This window comes from Actinomadura sp. B10D3, assembly GCF_039871695.1.
GTDB lineage: Bacteria > Actinomycetota > Actinomycetes > Streptosporangiales > Streptosporangiaceae > Spirillospora > Spirillospora madurae.
This window is the reverse complement of sequence record NZ_JBDPLY010000056.1, coordinates 1-16,536: the sequence shown is the minus strand read 5'-3', so window position 1 is coordinate 16,536 and position 16,536 is coordinate 1. Positions and strand designations below refer to the sequence as shown.

The following is a 16,536-nucleotide window of genomic DNA, read 5'->3' as shown; positions in this document are numbered from 1 at the left end:
ACGGCTTACGCTCACCCATGCCATCAGTGCAGCTCAGCCACACCCATGGTCACAATCCACCGCCATATGATTGTCACTCACAGTGACTAGTCATACTGGAACGCTCGGCCACAAAACTCCCTCTGAGAACGGTTGCCAGCACGAGGGTGGCCATCCCGATGACGTAGAGCCGCTTGCGCCCGTAGTGGTCGGCGAGACGCCCCGCCACGAGCAAGAACCCGGCCAAACCCAGAGGCATGCCGTTCAACGCCCATACCTGGCCGGTGCTGCCCCCGTCCAGGGCGACCATGGTGGCCGGCAGGGTGGTCATCGGCGCCGTGTAGTCGACCAGGATCGTGAAGGTCGCGGCACACGCGATCGGAAGGGCCGTGTGCCCGGCATCGGTGACACGAGTGCCTGGCGGGTCGACGAGGTCGGCGCGCCGCGATAGGCGTGGCATGGGCGGTCCAATCTTTGAGCGCTGGAGGCGGCTCGGTAGCGGTTCGTGTGACCGGTTCGCTTCGCCGGCTGCTTGCCGGCTGCTTGTCGCGCTGACTACCTGGCCCAGACCTGCCGCCCGCCGACCTGGGCGGAGAGCACCTGGGCCTCCCTGATCCGCTCAGCAGGGACCGCCGACCGATTCTCCGAGGAGGGATGGCGATGAGCGTCGTCGAACCTGGACGTCACGAGCGCAGCGTCGAGATCGCCAGTTCCGTCGATGGAGACCACCCTCTTTTGTCGGCAGGCGGATATGGGACGACCTGGCGGTAGAAGATTCTTGTATAGTAGAGGATTCTTCTAACGTGGTTCGTTGTCAAGGGCGGCCCCGAGGCCGCAGCCGCAGATCACGCTCCCGTGCGTGGGTAAGTCGCAGGAAGGGTTCATCGTGATGAGAGACTGGTTCGAAGTCCGACAGCGGAACTCGCTCAGATCGCACCGCGTCACCGTTGAGGAGATCGTTGAGCTCGCCCGCCGATGAGATCCTCAGATTGACCCGCAGTGGCGCCGTCACCGCTTTTGGTGGACTCGTCGCGTGGCGCACTGTGCGGCAGTCTTCATACGGCGATCCGTCGACGCCTTTCTGGTGGAGAAGTCGTGAATAAGCAGAGCCTGGGCGGCCAGATTCGGTTGCGGCGACAACAGGTGGGTTTGAGTCTCGACGACCTTGCCGGCCGCGTTGGCGTCTCCCGCGCGACGCTCTCGAAGATCGAGCGTGGCGAGCGGTCACCCACCCTGACCGCCGCCGTCGCCATCGCCGACACGCTCGGCATCCCGCTTCCCGTGCTGCTCGAGGGCGACGCCGCCGCCAGGCCGGAAATCATGATCGACACGGATCCGCGGTCCTTCGTCGACGAGGACAGCGGCGTCTGCCGCCAGACGCTGTTCCAGCCCGCGGATCGTGTCGAGGTGGTCAGATATCTCATACCGGCGGGCGCCACGGCAGGTCCCTTCCACCCTCACAGCGCCGGGACTCGTGAGTTGTTCGTCGTGGTCGACGGGCAGATCGAGATCCGGGCGGGTCAGCACACGCTCCATCTCGCAACTGGTCAAGTCGCGGCGACCCCGGGCGATGTGGCACACCACTTGATCAATACCGGAACGTCGTCCGCGCACATCGTCCTGACCCTCATCCAGCCGGTGGCGGACTAGCGTTCTGCGCCGCGCTGCCGGATCGTGTGGCATGCGCGCAGCCGGGGCGTTCCATACGCCTGTGCCCCCCGAGTGGGGTGTCTCGCCGCCGACGGCGGCCAAGTAGCGCAAGCGGTTCATCGAGCACGGGCACCGAGCGCCGCGACGACATCTCCTCACCCACACGATCTTCCCGATCGTCCTCGCCTCTTGCCACGGCGTTGCACTGCGCACTAGCTTAACCCCCTAAGACAGTTAAGGGGATGAGCGGCTCATGAGTTTCGCAACGGCGACGACCGAAGTGGTCTCGGTGAACGGGATCCGTCTGCACTACACGAGAGCGGGTTCCGGCCCGCTGGTGGTGCTGCTTCACGGATGGCCGCAGACCAGCCTGTGCTGGCGGGCCGTGCTCGGGCCGCTGGCCGTGGATCACACTGTGGTCGCTCCCGACCTGCGCGGATACGGTCTCAGTGACAAGCCGGTCGACGGGTACGGCAAACGCCAGATGGCCGCGGACGTGGCCGAACTGGTGCGGGTGCTCGGCTTCGAACGGGCCATCGTGGTGGGCCACGACCGCGGTGCCCGCGTGGCGCACCGCTGGGCCCTGGACCGTCCGGATCAGGTGGAGCGGCTGGCCGTCCTCGACGTCGTGCCGACGCGGGAGATGTTCCGGCGCCTGGACGCCTCGGTGGCCCCCGGGTACTGGCATTGGCTGTTCCACCTGCAGCCTGATCTGCCGGAGCGTCTGGTGGGCAACGACATCCGCGGGTATCTCGAGTTCTTCTTCGAGCGCTGGACCTACAACCGCCATGGGCTGGAGGCGGATGCCGTGGACGCCTACGTCCAGGCCTTCTCCAGGCCAGGTGCGCTGCGGGCCGGGTTCGACGACTATCGCGCCCAGGAAGAGGACCTGGCGCTCGACGACGCCGATGCGGACATGGGGCACAAGCTGGCCATGCCGGTCCTCGCTCTGTGGGGCTCGGTCGGGTTGCCCGCCCGGCTGCCCACATTGGAAATCTGGCGGGACTACGCCGAGGACGTCACCGGCGCCGAAATTCCCGAGTGCGGGCACTTCATCGCCGAGGAACGTCCCGACGCCCTCCTGAATCACCTGAGGGCGTTCTTCGCCGAGGCCAGGAGCGCAGATGCTGCCATCTGAGCGCCATTCGCCGTTCGCGGCGCACGAGTTCGTCGCCAACCTTACGCTGCTGTTCTCCGAACATCCACTTCTCGAAAGACCTGCCGTGGCGAAGGCTGCCGGCTTCGACCGTGTCGAATTTTGGTGGCCGTTCGGGAAGGACCCGGATCCCCGTCCAGGACTGATCGACGCATTCGTGTCCTCGGTGCAGCGTTCCGGCGTGCAAGTCGTGGCGATGAACCTTTTTGCGGGTGATATGCAGAACGGCGAGCGGGGAGTTCTCTCTTATCCGGAGCATACCGCTGAGTTCCGGCGGAGCGTCGAAATCGGGATGGAGATCGGCGAGCGGCTGGGTATCCGGCTGTTCAATGCACCCTACGGCCATCGGCTGCCCGGGCTTCCGGCCGATCTGCAGGACGAGACCGCCGCGGCCAACGTGGCCTTCGCGATGAGGTCCGCCCGTCGTATCGACGGCACCATCCTGATCGAACCATTGAGCGGTATGCCGCACTACCCGCTCAAGACGACGGACGATGCCGCCAGTCTGATCAATAAGATCAAGAACGAATCCGGGCTCGATAATCTGGGCCTCCTGTTCGACCAGTACCACCTGGCGGTCAACGGGGAGGATCTTGAGCAGGCGATCTCCCGGCACGGGGACCTGGTCGAGCATGTCCAGATCGCGGATGTACCGGGCCGCGGGGAGCCTGGGAGTGGTTCTGCGAATATCCAGGACCTCATCAACGCATTCATCGACCGGGATTACTCTGGACAGTTCGCACTGGAATGCATTCCTGCCGACTCGACCGAGGAAGCCCTTCGAAGGCTCCATGAAGAAGTGTCCGGCTGGACGGTGGCCAGCCCATCGAGCGCCGCTGTGACGGCCTCAAAGATCCGGGTCGAGCAGGAACTGCTCACAGACCTGCCTCCTGTCAGACCGATCGAGCCGGAGGCGGTGGCCGAACGCATCCGTGCATCCGGACGACTCCTGGTGGTGCTCGATGATGATCCGACCGGCACTCAGGCCGTAACCGGAGTCCCGGTGCTGACGGCATGGTCGGTGGAGGACCTGCGGTGGGCGATGCGTCAGGATTCGCCGACGTTTTTCGTCCTCACCAACACCCGCAGTCTGGAACCCGACCAGGCGGCCGCACGCAACCGCGCCATCGTCGCATCGCTGGTGGCTGCGGCCCGTTCTGAGCGACGCGCCTTCACGCTGGTGAGTCGCGGTGACTCGACTTTGCGGGGGCATTTCCCGCTCGAGACCGATGTGCTCGGCCACGCCCTCGCCGAGCATGGCGAACCGCCGGTGGACGGTGTGGTGCTGTGCCCGGCTTACGTGGACGCCGGACGGTTGACCGTGGACGGCGTCCATTGGATCCGCACCGATCAGGGGATGCTGCCGGTCGGGGCTTCGGAGTTCGCCCGCGACGCCGCCTTCGGCTACAGCAACTCCGATCTCGCGGCTTATGCCGAGGAAAAGAGCGGTGGTCGATGGCGACGCTCGGAGGTACTCGGTATCGGGCTCGACGACATCCGGCTCGGAGGCGAGCGCAGAGTATCGGAGTTGCTGCAGACGTTGCGGAGCGGTCGACTCGCGGTCGTCGACGCGGCCTGCGACGACGATCTGCGGGTCGTCGCGCTGGGAGCCTTGGCCGCCGAGGAGAGCGGCCGGCGACTCCTCTATCGCACGGGCCCCTCATTCGTGCGGGCACGCACAGGGCAGGGGGCCAGCCTCCCGCTCAGCGCGGCCGATCTCTTCAAGGAAGGCGTCGCGGCCCCGCATGGGCTCGTCGTCGTCGGTTCTCACGTGTCGTTGACGACCAGGCAGTTGACCGCATTGCGCACGATGGACGGGATCCGCGAGTTGACGTTGGACGTGGCGGAGCTGCTCGACGCCGGTCGGCGTGATGCCCATATCGCCAGGATGGCGAACGCGGTGCTTCGAGACCTGGACACCGCCGATGTGGTCATCCAGACCACGAGAGAAGTGGTCACCGGCGGCGACGCCGCGACGAGCCTGGCGATCGCCCGCCAGGTCTCCGCCGCGCTCGTCGAGGTTGTGCGCACGGTGACGGCTGCTCGTGTTCCCCGGTTCATCGTCGCGAAAGGAGGGATCACCTCCAGCGATATCGCGACCGACGCGCTGCGCGTCCGGCGTGCCTGGGTACGCGGCACGATGCTCCCGGGCATCGTGTCCGCCTGGACCGGCGTCGACGGCAACGTTCCCGGCGTGCCGTACATCGTGTTCGCCGGAAACGTCGGGAACGACGACGCGCTGGCCCACGTCGTGAACGTCCTGCGAGCGGAGCCGTAGTCGCTAACCTCTTGATGAGGTTAGTCAATGGCGGTCTTCCTGGACGACGGAGGTTCATGACGGTGGACAACGAATGGCTCTGGTATGGCGGCCGAGTCTGTCTCGATTTCGTCAACACCCTGCGTGATCGCTGGAAGGAACCTCAGGAGACACTCCGCGAACCCGCGGATGTACTTCGCTGGCTCACCGCCGCCGAGCTGATCGACGCCCGGAGATCGCCGGCCGAAGGCGATGCCCTGCTGGGCTCCGCACGGAGGCTGCGGGAGGGGATCGACCGTGCGGTCATGATGGCCGCGGAGAGCAGGATGCCGTCCCAAGCGGACCTGTCCATGATCAACGATGCGGCGAGGGCGGCGCCTCGTCCTGCTCCCCAGGCCGTCATCGAGGACGGGCGCTTGGTACCGGGGAACGACGAGAGTAGACCCGACGACCCGATGACAGCACTCGGACTGGTCGCCCGTGACGCGGTGGAACTACTGCTCTCTCCCGAGATCAGCCGGGTTCGCGTCTGCGGCGCCGACCGCTGTGCTCTGCGCTTCGTCGACCGTTCTCCCGCGCACAATCGCCGCTGGTGCTCGATGACCCGATGCGGCAACCGCACCAAGGTACGCGCCCATCAACTCCGGCAGCGCCGGTAGCAGCTTTGTGATCACCACCCCCTGTCCGAGGAGGACCTCTTGGCATGGCCTGACCCCCCAGCGGATCCAACGGCACGCTCCGACCGCAGTTCGTGGAACTGGCTGCTGGTGGTTCCCGTCGTCGTCCCGCTGCTGACCCTTCTGTTCAACAGCGACGGCCCGTCGCTCGCCGGATTCCCGGCTTTCTACTGGATCCAGTTCGCCTTCATCCCGCTCGGCGTCGCCTGCACCGTCGTCGTGTACCTGATGACCCGGAAGAAGGGATGACCTGTGGCGCACGGGCACACGACCGAACTGTTCGTCTTCGTGATGCTGTTCCTGCTGGTCAGCGGGCTCGGGTTCGTCGCCTCCCGATGGCGGCGGCCCGACAGCATGCATTCGTTGGACGAATGGGGCCTCGGCGGCCGTAACTTCGGCAGCTGGATCACCTGGTTCCTGATAGGCGGCGACCTCTACACCGCCTACACCTTCGTGGCCGTACCAGCGCTGGTGTTCGGCGCGGGCGCGGCCGGTTTCTACGCCGTCCCGTACACGATCGTGGTCTACCCACTGGTCTTCCTCGTGCTGATCCGGCTCTGGTCGGTGTCGCACGTGCACGGGTTCGTCACTCCGGCGGACTTCGTCCGGGCGCGATTCGGTTCACCGAGCCTGGCGCTGGTCGTCGCGATCACCGGCATCGTCGCCACGATGCCCTACATCGCGCTGCAACTGGTCGGCATCCAAGCCGTGCTGACAGCGATGGGCGTGAACGGGCATTGGCCGCTGATCATCGCGTTCCTCGTGCTTGCCGCCTACACCTACCAGTCCGGACTGCGCGCGCCGGCGCTGATCGCCTTCGTCAAGGACATCCTGATCTACCTGGTCGTCATCGTCGCGGTGCTGTACATCCCCGCCAAGCTCGGCGGCTGGGGAAACGTCTTCGACGCGGCGCAGGCCAAGTTCGACAAGACGCCCGCCCCGGCCGACGGCGTCCTCTTGAACGGCACCAACCAGCTCAACTACGCGATGCTCGCACTCGGCTCGGCGCTTGCGCTGTTCCTGTACCCGCACAGCGTCACCGGCGTGCTGGCCAGCAAGAACCGAAACGTGATCAAGCGGAACATGGCCGCGCTACCCGCCTACAGTTTCGTCCTCGGGCTGATCGCCCTCCTCGGATTCATGGCGATCGCCGCAGGCGTCAAGCCGATCGTGACCGACGGCGGCCCCGACACCAACACCGTGGTGCCGCTGCTGTTCGACCGCATGTTCCCCGACTGGTTCACCGGCGTCGCCTACGCCGCGGTCGGCATCGGCGCGCTCGTCCCGGCGGCGATCATGTCGATCGCGGCGGCGAACCTGTTCACCCGCAACATCTACAAGGAGTATCTGCACAAGGACGCCACCGAGAAGCAGGAGGCGCTGGTCAGCAAGCTGGTGTCGCTGGTGGTCAAGGTCGGTGCGGTGATCTGCATCCTGGCGCTGGACCCGCAGTTCTCCATCGACCTGCAGCTGATCGGCGGTGTCATCATCCTGCAGACGTTGCCGTCGGTCGGGCTCGGCCTGGTCACTCGCTGGTTCCACCGCCTCGCGCTCATCGCAGGCTGGGCGGCCGGGCTGATCGCCGGGCTGTGGATGCTCTACGGCATCCCGAACCCGGCCAAGCACAAGGCGCATTTTGGCGGCTCAGCATTCCAAATGAGCGATCTCGGTCTGGAAACCGACAAGACGGTCTACGTCGGTGTCCTCGCACTGGCCGTCAATCTGATCGTCGCGGTCGCGGCAACCCTGGTCTGCCGGGCGGTCAAGCTCAAGGACGGCGAGGACGCCACTCGTGAGGCCGACTACCTCGGCGATGAGGGCGACCCGAAGGTCAAGGATCTGGAGCTGTCCGGCGTCAGTTGATCCGAACACCGCAGTGGGCGTCGCCCACTGCGGTTTCGGCGCACGCTATCGCTTGGTCTCATCCCGGCCGTTCCTGATTTGAGGCTCCCTTCGCCTCCTTTGCCGGCCCCGTGCCGATCAATTGGTCCTCCCGCCGGAAGTCGACGCCGCGCGGTGCGGCGTCATCCGACGCCTGCGCAGCCGGGTGGCCCTTGGCCAGGTCCGAGGCGATCTTGTAGGCGATCACGCCTGCCTTGACGTCGTTGAGTCCGGAAGCCCCAGCTGCTCCTGCGTCGACCATGAGGTGATTCCATCCTCATCGGCCCTGGTATTCGAGGGTAAGGATCGCTTGGACCACAGCGGTCATGCGGCTGGGTGAGCAGCGTGCCTTGCGCAGGATGTACCACAACTTCTTGCGCTTCCCCAGCCGGCGGCCCTTCTTCCGCTTGTACGGAGTGCCGATGGCGCCGCCGGCCCCCTGATATCCCTTGTCGGCGTAGCCAGCGATCGCCCAGAAGGTCAGGCCGTCGACGATGCCGTGCTCACGGGCCGCTGTCAGGTCATGCACCGAGCCGGGCAGCGTCGGCGAGGCCCAGATCAGCTCACCATGCGGATCGGTGAGGAACTGCACGTTCACGCCATGGCGGCGATGCTTGCCCGAGTAGTACAGGCGGTCACCCGCGCCCGACAGCCGGTCGATCGGCGCGAGCGTGCCGTCCAGCACGACATACGCCTTGCGCCGCGCGATCCGCAGCGCTTGCCGCAGGTCCGGAGCCAGCTCGGCGAGCAGGTCGATCACCTCGGTGACGTAGCGGTGCGCGGTCGCGACGCCGACACCGAACTCGGCCGCCAGGCGCGCGAAGGTCTCGTTGCGGCGCAGGTACACCAGCACCAGCAGCGCCTGACGGCCAGGAGGCAACCGCCGCCACCGAGACCCGAGCTCTGCTCGATGCCTGCGGACCAGGTCGGCCACGAACTCGCGGGCCGAGGGGGACAGATCCAGCGCAGCACGATAGAACAGCATCGGAGCTCCTGGTGGTCAAGGTGGTCGCAAACCTCGACTTACCAGGAGCTCTTTCGATTACCGACGCGCCGCGCGGCCCGCGATCAGCCTGTGACCAGCGGAGATCAAGATGGAATCAGCTCCATGGCCCGTACTCCGGACATGAGATGCGTGCACTGTTGTCTCGTCCGCCTGGTGTCCATGCGATGCTTATTTATTTGTAAGTAACTGACTTTAGAGTGCGTGAGCCCATGAGGACTAATCGCAAGATTCGATCCGTTATCTTCTGATGGACTCTGTCAGGAGGATGCGGTTGTGATCGAGAGAGAAGACTCGGCGGCAGGGCAGGCTCATCGCACGCCAGCCGGGCCGACTCCGAGCGGTGTTCAGCACGACACGTTCGCACTGGGGCGCGGAACACGTCTGCGATTGAACGGTCTCGCAGTGGCTCTAGCTGCGCAGGTCTGAATCCGAACCGAGAGTTCGTATCGGCAGTTGTTTCGGCATGCGCTCATACATCCGAGCCTCTATCAGTACGTTTGGAGAAGCCCTTCCGCGCTTAAGAATGCTCTCGACTTTCTTTATCGCGAATGGGTAATAAGGCCGCCGGCTCCGTCGCATATGGCGGCAATGTCAGTGGCGCCCGCGCGGCCGAACACCTGCGCCTCATCGCCGGAGCACTCCACATGGCTGCCGTGCGAACCCAGGTAAATCTGTCGCTAGTGGCAGATTTCGCGAGTTTCGCGACCTTCATGCCCGCAGAACATCATGAGGATCAACTCCAGCAAATGTTCAGCGAGGTGATTGCCTGGAGCGACGCGCTCGCGCCGCTGCGTCAGTCCTGAACCAAGCCTGCGAGCGCACCTGATCAGTTCGTTCGAGGTCAACGGGCATGACTGTGCCGATCCGCATTGAGTTTCGGCAGGCGCACCTCACGTGCAGCGGCGTCTGCCCCCGTTGCCGTCATTGCCCTCAACGGAGGAGTGAACCGCCGGCGTTGCCGGACGGTTCCATCTGGACGCGCAAGCTGAAGGTCAGCAAGGCGGCATACCGGATGCTGTCGCTGGTGGTCGCCGGTGCGGCGATCACCAGCGGCATGCTGCTCACTACGGCTGCCCTACAAGGGACGCGACAAGCTCGAGCCGCAAATGGACGCCAACCGCGCACACGCCAAGCTCGCGGACCCGGCGAACGCGCGGACGCGCAGCTCAAGTCATGGCGAATCCTGCGGAAGCTGCGCTGCTGCCCACCGCGCCGGCCGTCTTCCCAGAGCCATCCACACCCTGTAACTCCGCGAGACCGCATCACGCTGAAAAGCGTTCAGGATGGTGAACGCTTCTTGTCCCCTCCCCGGTGCAGTACACCCCTTCTTCTGCGGTCGGTCGCCTACGGCGCCGACCCTCGCCTCGCCCGGTGCTCTGCCGTCCGGACGGGGCCGGCGGACGCGTCGCGATGCGGAGCCCTCCGGTGACCGGCGCCCGCGCCGCAGGCTCCGGAGGGCCCCGCTGTCTCGACCAGAGGTACTCTGTCAGGCACTCCAGACGCGCCGGCCGCCGACCCACGTCGACAGCACGTGTGTCCTGCCGATCGTGTCGGGGTCGGCGTCGAGGATGTCGGTGTCCAGGACGACGAAGTCGGCAAGTTGACCGGGTGCGATGCGGCCTTTCAAGCCCGCTTCGCCGCAGGCGTATGCGGAGCCGACGGTGTAGATCTCCAATGCCTGCCGGGCGGTGACGCGCTGCTCGGGGCCGATGACGCTGCCGTCGGGGAGCGCACGGGAGGTCATGGACTGGAATGCGGTCAGGGGGGCCACCGGCGTGGTGGGGTAGTCGGAAGAACCGCCGATCGTGATTCCCGCGTCGAGGAAGGCGCGATGCGCGGCCGTATTCGCCGCCCGTTCCGGGCCGTAGAAACGGACAAGCTGGTCGCCACTCTGGCGAATGGCCCCGGCGAAGGGGACTGGGGTGACGCCCGCGTCGCGAATCCGAGCGATCAGGCCCTCGTCGACGATGCTGCAGTGCTCGATCCGGTGGTTCAGCCGCGCACCAGGGCCTTGCGCCTGCGCCGCCTCAACGGCGTCGAGCACCTCCGCGATCGCGCGGTCGCCGTTCGCGTGGACGCAGATCCTGCCGCCGGCGTGGTGCACGTCCCGGACGAGGTCCCCGAAATCAGCCCGGTCGACCAGCTGGATCCCGTTCTCTCCGTCGGTGGCGCTGGGGAACGGGCGGCTGCACAGGCAGGTGCCGCTCATGAGCGCGCCGTCGTACATCGTCTTCACGCCGACGAAGCGGAGCCGCTCATCGCCGAACCCGGCGCCGATCCCCAACTCACGCACGGTGTCGAAGTACGTGCTCCAAAGGAGCATCCCGACACGGGGTGTCAGACGTCCCGCCTCCCGCGCGGCCTGGAAGGTCTTCCACGCCCGCGGAGTGACGATCGCGTCGCAATACGAGGTGATGCCCTGCGAGTGGAGGAAGGTGTTCTCCTCGACCAGGGCGTCCACGAGGGCGTCGGTGCTCAGATCCGGAATCCACGGCTGCCGCCCGCTTCCGGCCCAGTACGGGTCGAGGAACGCCTGCTCGTAGAGCCAGCCGTCCAGGTGCCCGGCGGGGTCCTTGCCGATCTCACCGCCGAACGGCGCTTCGGAGCGATCAGTGAGACCGATGAGATCCAGCGCGGGCGTGTTGACGACGGCGGCGTGCCAGTTGAACATCACGACGGCGATGGGGTGCCGGGTCGAGATGCCGTCCAGGACGGCGCGGTCCAGCCGAGTGTCCGGTGACGTGCGGGCGGGGTTGTAGCCGGAGGCGAAGATCCAGTCGCCGTCGGCGGTCCGTGTCGCCTGATCGGACAGGAGCCGGCGGATATCGGTGAGGTTCCCGGCTGCGGCCGGGGACACGTCCAACCGCAGCCTTGTCTCTGCCGTCACCGTGGGATGGCAGTGGGCGTCGTTGAACCCGGGCACGACGAGCGCTCCGTCCAGGTCGACGACCTCGGCGTGCGGTGCCCGGCGCCGCAGATCGTCGAAGCCGCCCGTAGCGACGAACCGGTCGCCGAGGACCAGGAAGGCTTCGGGGGCGGTACCGCTGAGCGGCTCGATGCGGCGCGCACGGAAGAGGCGGGGCCGATCGTCCATGTCGGTCGTCATGGCCGATGCTGTCAAAGGAGGACTCCTCGGTTGGAGGCGGGTGGGTCGGTGTCGGGGTGCGCCTGGCAGGTCACTCGGCCGTGCTGGGAAACGCCATGTTCAGGCCCTCTGAGAGGGTGCCGGGCCAGCGTGAGGTGATGACCTTGTTGCGGGTGAAGAAGTGGACTCCCTCGGGACCGTAGGCATGGACGTCGCCGAACAGGGAGCCCTTCCAGCCGCCGAACGAGTAGTGCGCAACTGGAACCGGAATCGGCACGTTGACACCGACCATCCCGGCCTGGACCGCCTCGGAGAACCGGCGCGCGGCTCCGCCGTCACGGGTGAAGATGGCCGCGCCGTTGCCGTAGGCGTTGCGGTTGATCAGAGAGAGGCCTTCGTCGAGCCCGTCCACGCGGACAACCGACAGGACGGGTCCGAAGATCTCGTCGGTGTAGATCGACATCTTCTCGTCGACTCCGTCGAACAGCGTCGGGCCGAGCCAGAATCCGCCGGCTTCGCCATTGACGGTCTGCCCCCGGCCGTCGACGACCAGCGTCGCTCCCTCCGACGCTCCCGCGCGGACATAGGACTCCACCCGATCCCGGTGCGCCTGGGTAACAAGCGGACCCATGTCGCTGTCCGGGCGCCGACCGTCGCCCACCGTCAGCTGGGACATGCGGTCGGCGATGGTCGCGACCAGCCGATCGGCGATCGGCTCGGCGGCCACGACGACCGAAACCGCCATGCAACGCTCACCCGCGGACCCGAATCCGGCGGACACGGCGGCGTCGGCGGCCTGGTCGAGGTCGGCATCGGGCAGGACAAGCATGTGGTTCTTCGCGCCGCCGAGTGCCTGCACTCGCTTGCCATGGCGGGCCGCGGTCTCATAGACGTAGCGCGCCACAGGGGTCGAGCCGACGAAGGAGATCGCGTCCACGCGCGGATGGGCCAGTAGCGCGTCCACGGCCACTTTGTCGCCATGCACGACGTTCAGCACACCGTCCGGCAGACCGGCCTCCTGCCATAGTCGCGCCATGAAATTCGACGCCGAAGGGTCCTTCTCGCTGGGCTTGAGTACCACGGCGTTCCCACAAGCGATGGCCACTGCCATGAACCACATGGGCACCATGACGGGGAAGTTGAATGGCGAGATCACGCCGACCACGCCGACGGGCTGCCGCATGGAGTGGACATCCACGCCGGTCGACACGTTCGCCGAGAAGTCGCTCTTGAGCAGGGAAGGCAGACCGCAGGCGTACTCGACGTTCTCCAGCGCCCGCTGTACCTCGCCCGCCGCGTCCGAGCGCACCTTCCCGTGCTCGGAGACGACGATGTCGACCAGCTCGTCCGCGCGCGTCCTCAGCAGCTCGCGGAAGGAGAACAAGACCGCGGTGCGGCGGGCCACCGACAGGGCCGCCCAATGTTCGGCCGCCTCGGCCGCAGAGGCCACGGCGCGGTCGAGATCCGCGGGGTCGGCGAAGGCGACGCGGCTCGTCACGGTGCCCGTCGCGGGGTCGACCACATCGCCGGACCGGCCAGAGGTGCCGGGCGTCACTGCGCCGTCTATCCAGTGCTCTGTCATGGGGATATCGGTCATCTTCATGGTCCTGTTCGTCAGGTGAAGGGGTTTCGAGGGGGCTGAGGCGGGATCAGGATTCGGCACGGCGCCCCGGGACGGTTCCCTGGTCGACCAGCTGTGCTCGCCCGCGCCCGACGGACCAGTCGTCCAGGTCGTTCTCGGTGAGGACGATGTAAACGTCGTCCGGGCGCACCCCGGCCTCGGTCAGATTGGCCACGATCCGGCGGTACAGGTCCAGCTTGAGTTCCTGGGGACGGCCGCCAACCAGGATGACCTGGATGTAGACGATGTCCTCGCGGCGCACCCCGGCGTATTCGCGGTCGAAGAGGAGGTCGGCCGGGTCGTGGGGGGTGATGATCAGGAACCGGTCGTCGGAGGGGATCCCGATCGCCTCCTGCAGAGCACGCCGGACGCCCTCGGCGATGGCCAGCCGATCGGCAGCCGATCGGGTGGCGGACAGATCGATGCGGGTGATGGGCATGGGACTCACTTTCGGAGGAGGGATGTGACGAACCCGCCGGCAGCGGTCATCAGCGCGATCACCAGGAGGACCGTGGCCGCCGGCCAGGACCTGCCTCCGGCCGCGGTGACCAGCGACGCGGCGGCCAGGGGGACGAACCCGCTGATGACTCCGGCGGCGCTGTAGGAGATCGCGATCCCGCTGTAGCGAAGACGTGCCGGGAACAGGTCGGCGAGCACCGCCCCGGTCACCGCGAACGGCACCGACTGGACGGCGATCGCCACCGTCATCCCGAGCACGACCGCCAGCGGACGTGCGGTGTCGATCAGCATGAAGACCGGAAACGCGAGGGCCGCGGTCGCGAGGGAGCCCAGACAGCAGACGAGCGCGGCTCCGAGACGCTCGGCGATGCGACCGAAGACGAACAGGACCCCGATCTGGATCGCGGCGGCGATCACGGTCGCCCCGACCATCAGGGACCGGGACACTCCGAGGGTTTCGGTCCCGTAGCCGATGGCGAAGGTGGTCATCAGATAGAAGCCCGCGATGGGGAGCAGGGAGACCGCGAGGCCGAGCAGCATCCGGCCCGACGCGAGCGAGAAGATCTCGATCGCGGGCAGCCGCGCCGGTTCCTCGGTCTCCAGGATGCGCCTGAACAGCGGTGATTCCTGGACCCGACGGCGTAGGTACAGCGCGACCAGGAGAAGCGGCACCGCCCCGAGGAAGGGAAGTCGCCAGCCCCAGCTGTCGAACTGGCCCTTGGGCAGCAAGGACACGAGCGTGAACGCTCCTGAGGACAGCAGCGTGCCGACCGGCGAACCGACCTGGGGGAGGACGGCATACCGGACCCTGCGTTCGGGCGGCGCGTGCTCGACGGCGAGCGTGATCGCACCGCTCCACTCACCGCCCATGGCGATCCCTTGGAGGACACGAAGCAGCGTCAGCAGAACGGGGGCGGCGATGCCGATCGCGGCGTACGTGGGCAGCATCCCGATCAGCCCCGTGGCCACGCCGATCATCGTCACCGTGGCGAGCAGGGACACGCGCCGGCCATAACGGTCACCGATGTGGCCGAAGACCACGGCGCCGATCGGCCGGGCGAGGAATCCCACGCCGAACGAGGCGAACGCCGCCAAAGTGGCGGCGGCCGTATTCCCGCTCGCGAAGTACAGACGGTTGAACACCAGGGATGCCGCTGTGCCGTAAAGGAAGTAGTCGTACCACTCCATGGCGGTACCGACGAACGCGGCAACCGCGATCCTCCGCGCATCCCGCGAGGTCACGGCGGTCTCCGCGCCGACGGCAGAGGCCGCGCTCTGCGAGCGGCCGGTGATGTCGGTCATCTCGACGGCACCTCCGTGACCGCGTCGGCTCGCTCGTCGCGGGTGCGCGGCGGGACAGGTGGAGCGGCGGGTTTCAGGCTGGCGTTCGGCTTGGCCATGACGGCCCCTTCCCCAAGATGCAGTGGGGTGGCAAGGAATCGGGCCCGGTCCGCCGTCGGACGGAACACTCGCCGGGCGGGCACGCGGATGCGCTGTCAACGATCAGCACATTCTCTGATTGGAGAAATTTCTACTGTGTGCGAACGGTGAAGTCAACCCCATAGGTCTGGAATCTGGCCTTCACCGAGGCGAACGGGGATGCCCTGGCCTGCCTGGGCGTCCGGCCTGAAGCCGGTCAGTGCGAGCCACGTGCGACGGTGGGCCCGCAGACATGCCCGTCGAGGCGGCGACGGTTGAGCCCCGCCAGCCCCTGGCTGATCAGTGCCGCCGTGCTATGAAAAGCACGAGAACCGCTGGCGAATCCTGGGTGTTGGTGATGACATGCGACACGTCACCGGGAAGGACCGAAAGGTCGCCCTTGGACAGCTCGACCCTGTGGTGTCCGGCCCGGATGGCGACTTCGCCCTCCATGACGGCGAAGACCTCCCTGGTGCCGGGGCTGTGCGGCTCGAACGGCCCGGCGGACTTGTGCGCCGGGATGGTGTAGCGGACCACCTCGACGCCGTCCATCACCGAGAACGGCGACTCGCGTGTGACCCCCGTCACCGCATCGACGATCGCGGCCTGGCTGACGCCGCGGAGCACCTGAACGGCGGGTGCGGCGTCTTGCCCGAGCAGTTCGGGCAGCTGCATCCCGAGAGCGTCGGCGATGCGCACCGCTACCGCGAGGCCGGGCCTGCGCTCGCCGCGCTCGATCTTCGACAGGCCCGCGCGCGACACTCCGCTGCGCTGTGCGAACGTCTCCAGCGTCATTCCCATCTGCTGGCGACGCTGGCGAACCCGGGCTCCAAAGCTTGCGTCCAAGCCAATAGATATACCGCAACCCCGCAACGCGTGACCAACTACGCCTCCGCCCTTCGCTGATCCGAACAGATAGACGCCTACAGAGGTGCGTCCGACCGCTCGAATGCGGGAACCGATTCGCTGTCCCGCATCTCCGCATACGGTCGGTGCCCGTCTGCGGAGAAGACACGGGTTGGCTGGTAGCGTCCCCGTGACTTGGTCGCGGTCGAGCAGAAACTCCTCGCCGAAGTATGCGTACCCACAGGAAGCCGAGCCCGAAGGCCATCACCTCAACGAGGCTGACGGCACTGCCCGCCCGCTCGGCAGGGCCATGGAGGACGGTCGTGGCAACCGGGGCGAAGAGTGGCCGGATTTCGCCGGCCGCCGGGACCATTGAGGTTTTCTCTGCAAGATCGATTAGGACAGCAGGGACTTCTGGGGCATGAACGGGCACGGGCAGGCAGGCGCGCGGACAGATCGGAACACCCCGAAATGGGCGTGGAGCCCTCGGTAGAGAGGTC

At 66.7% G+C, this 16,536-nt stretch carries 16 protein-coding genes and 1 pseudogene; 8 read left to right on the top strand and 9 right to left on the bottom strand.

What is annotated here, in order from left to right:
* Positions 1-73 precede the first annotated feature (73 nt).
* Positions 74-439, bottom strand: coding sequence for a hypothetical protein (locus ABGB11_RS41650; protein ID WP_347641194.1), 366 nt, complete (start codon positions 437-439; stop codon positions 74-76).
* Between the two features lie 635 nt (positions 440-1,074).
* Here ABGB11_RS41650 and ABGB11_RS41645 point away from each other — a divergent pair.
* From ABGB11_RS41645 to ABGB11_RS41620, 6 genes are all read left to right on the top strand, one after another.
* The gene (locus tag ABGB11_RS41645) at positions 1,075-1,629 is read left to right on the top strand and encodes a helix-turn-helix domain-containing protein (protein ID WP_347641192.1); all 555 of its coding nucleotides are present in this window, start codon (positions 1,075-1,077) and stop codon (positions 1,627-1,629) included.
* A 253-nt stretch (positions 1,630-1,882) separates the two neighbouring features.
* Positions 1,883-2,767 (top strand): alpha/beta hydrolase, encoded by an 885-nt coding sequence (locus ABGB11_RS41640; RefSeq protein WP_347641190.1) that lies wholly within the window; start codon positions 1,883-1,885, stop codon positions 2,765-2,767.
* Positions 2,754-5,063, top strand: coding sequence for a four-carbon acid sugar kinase family protein (locus ABGB11_RS41635; RefSeq protein WP_347641188.1), 2,310 nt, complete (start codon positions 2,754-2,756; stop codon positions 5,061-5,063). The genes ABGB11_RS41640 and ABGB11_RS41635 overlap by 14 nt, the downstream gene beginning before the upstream one ends.
* A 56-nt stretch (positions 5,064-5,119) precedes the next feature.
* Positions 5,120-5,701, top strand: a complete 582-nt coding sequence (locus tag ABGB11_RS41630; protein ID WP_347641186.1) for an ABATE domain-containing protein — start codon at positions 5,120-5,122, stop codon at positions 5,699-5,701.
* 39 nt (positions 5,702-5,740) lie between these two features.
* Positions 5,741-5,968, top strand: coding sequence for a DUF3311 domain-containing protein (locus ABGB11_RS41625; protein WP_347641184.1), 228 nt, complete (start codon positions 5,741-5,743; stop codon positions 5,966-5,968).
* A gap of 3 nt (positions 5,969-5,971) precedes the next feature.
* Positions 5,972-7,582, top strand: coding sequence for a sodium:solute symporter (locus ABGB11_RS41620; RefSeq protein ID WP_347641182.1), 1,611 nt, complete (start codon positions 5,972-5,974; stop codon positions 7,580-7,582).
* 58 nt (positions 7,583-7,640) lie between these two features.
* Here ABGB11_RS41620 and ABGB11_RS41615 read toward each other — a convergent pair whose 3' ends face one another.
* Both ABGB11_RS41615 and ABGB11_RS41610 read right to left on the bottom strand, forming a co-directional pair.
* A complete protein-coding gene (locus ABGB11_RS41615; protein ID WP_347641200.1) occupies positions 7,641-7,862 on the bottom strand; it encodes a hypothetical protein in 222 nt (73 codons plus the stop codon).
* A 15-nt stretch (positions 7,863-7,877) separates the two neighbouring features.
* Positions 7,878-8,585 carry a transposase family protein gene (locus tag ABGB11_RS41610; RefSeq protein ID WP_347641180.1) on the bottom strand — a complete coding sequence of 236 codons (708 nt, stop codon included), beginning with the start codon at positions 8,583-8,585 and terminating at the stop codon, positions 7,878-7,880.
* A gap of 569 nt (positions 8,586-9,154) precedes the next feature.
* On the opposite strand from ABGB11_RS41610, the gene ABGB11_RS41605 reads away from it, so the two are divergent.
* Positions 9,155-9,409: a hypothetical protein gene (locus ABGB11_RS41605; protein ID WP_347641178.1), complete on the top strand. Its 255-nt coding sequence runs from the start codon at positions 9,155-9,157 to the stop codon at positions 9,407-9,409.
* 127 nt (positions 9,410-9,536) lie between these two features.
* On the opposite strand, the gene ABGB11_RS41600 is transcribed toward ABGB11_RS41605, so the two are convergent.
* Complete coding sequence (locus ABGB11_RS41600) at positions 9,537-9,662, bottom strand: hypothetical protein (protein WP_347641198.1); 126 nt, start codon at positions 9,660-9,662, stop codon at positions 9,537-9,539.
* A 17-nt stretch (positions 9,663-9,679) separates the two neighbouring features.
* Here ABGB11_RS41600 and ABGB11_RS41595 point away from each other — a divergent pair.
* Positions 9,680-9,853, top strand: a pseudogene (locus tag ABGB11_RS41595) (IS5/IS1182 family transposase); the annotation flags it as partial.
* Positions 9,854-10,092: 239 nt separating this feature from the next.
* Here the strand turns inward: ABGB11_RS41595 and ABGB11_RS41590 are convergent.
* The 5 genes from ABGB11_RS41590 to ABGB11_RS41570 all read right to left on the bottom strand — a co-directional run bounded on the left by ABGB11_RS41590 (position 10,093) and on the right by ABGB11_RS41570 (position 16,036).
* Positions 10,093-11,712: an amidohydrolase family protein gene (locus tag ABGB11_RS41590; RefSeq protein WP_347641176.1), complete on the bottom strand. Its 1,620-nt coding sequence runs from the start codon at positions 11,710-11,712 to the stop codon at positions 10,093-10,095.
* A 70-nt stretch (positions 11,713-11,782) separates the two neighbouring features.
* A complete protein-coding gene (locus ABGB11_RS41585) occupies positions 11,783-13,273 on the bottom strand; it encodes a CoA-acylating methylmalonate-semialdehyde dehydrogenase (RefSeq protein ID WP_347641196.1) in 1,491 nt (496 codons plus the stop codon).
* A 67-nt stretch (positions 13,274-13,340) separates the two neighbouring features.
* Entirely contained in the window at positions 13,341-13,751 is a 411-nt protein-coding gene (locus ABGB11_RS41580) for a tautomerase family protein (RefSeq protein WP_347641174.1), read from the bottom strand.
* A 5-nt stretch (positions 13,752-13,756) separates the two neighbouring features.
* A complete protein-coding gene (locus ABGB11_RS41575; RefSeq protein ID WP_347641172.1) occupies positions 13,757-15,073 on the bottom strand; it encodes an MFS transporter in 1,317 nt (438 codons plus the stop codon).
* A gap of 417 nt (positions 15,074-15,490) precedes the next feature.
* Positions 15,491-16,036, bottom strand: coding sequence for a helix-turn-helix domain-containing protein (locus ABGB11_RS41570; protein WP_347641170.1), 546 nt, complete (start codon positions 16,034-16,036; stop codon positions 15,491-15,493).
* Between the last annotated feature and the right edge of the window lie 500 nt (positions 16,037-16,536).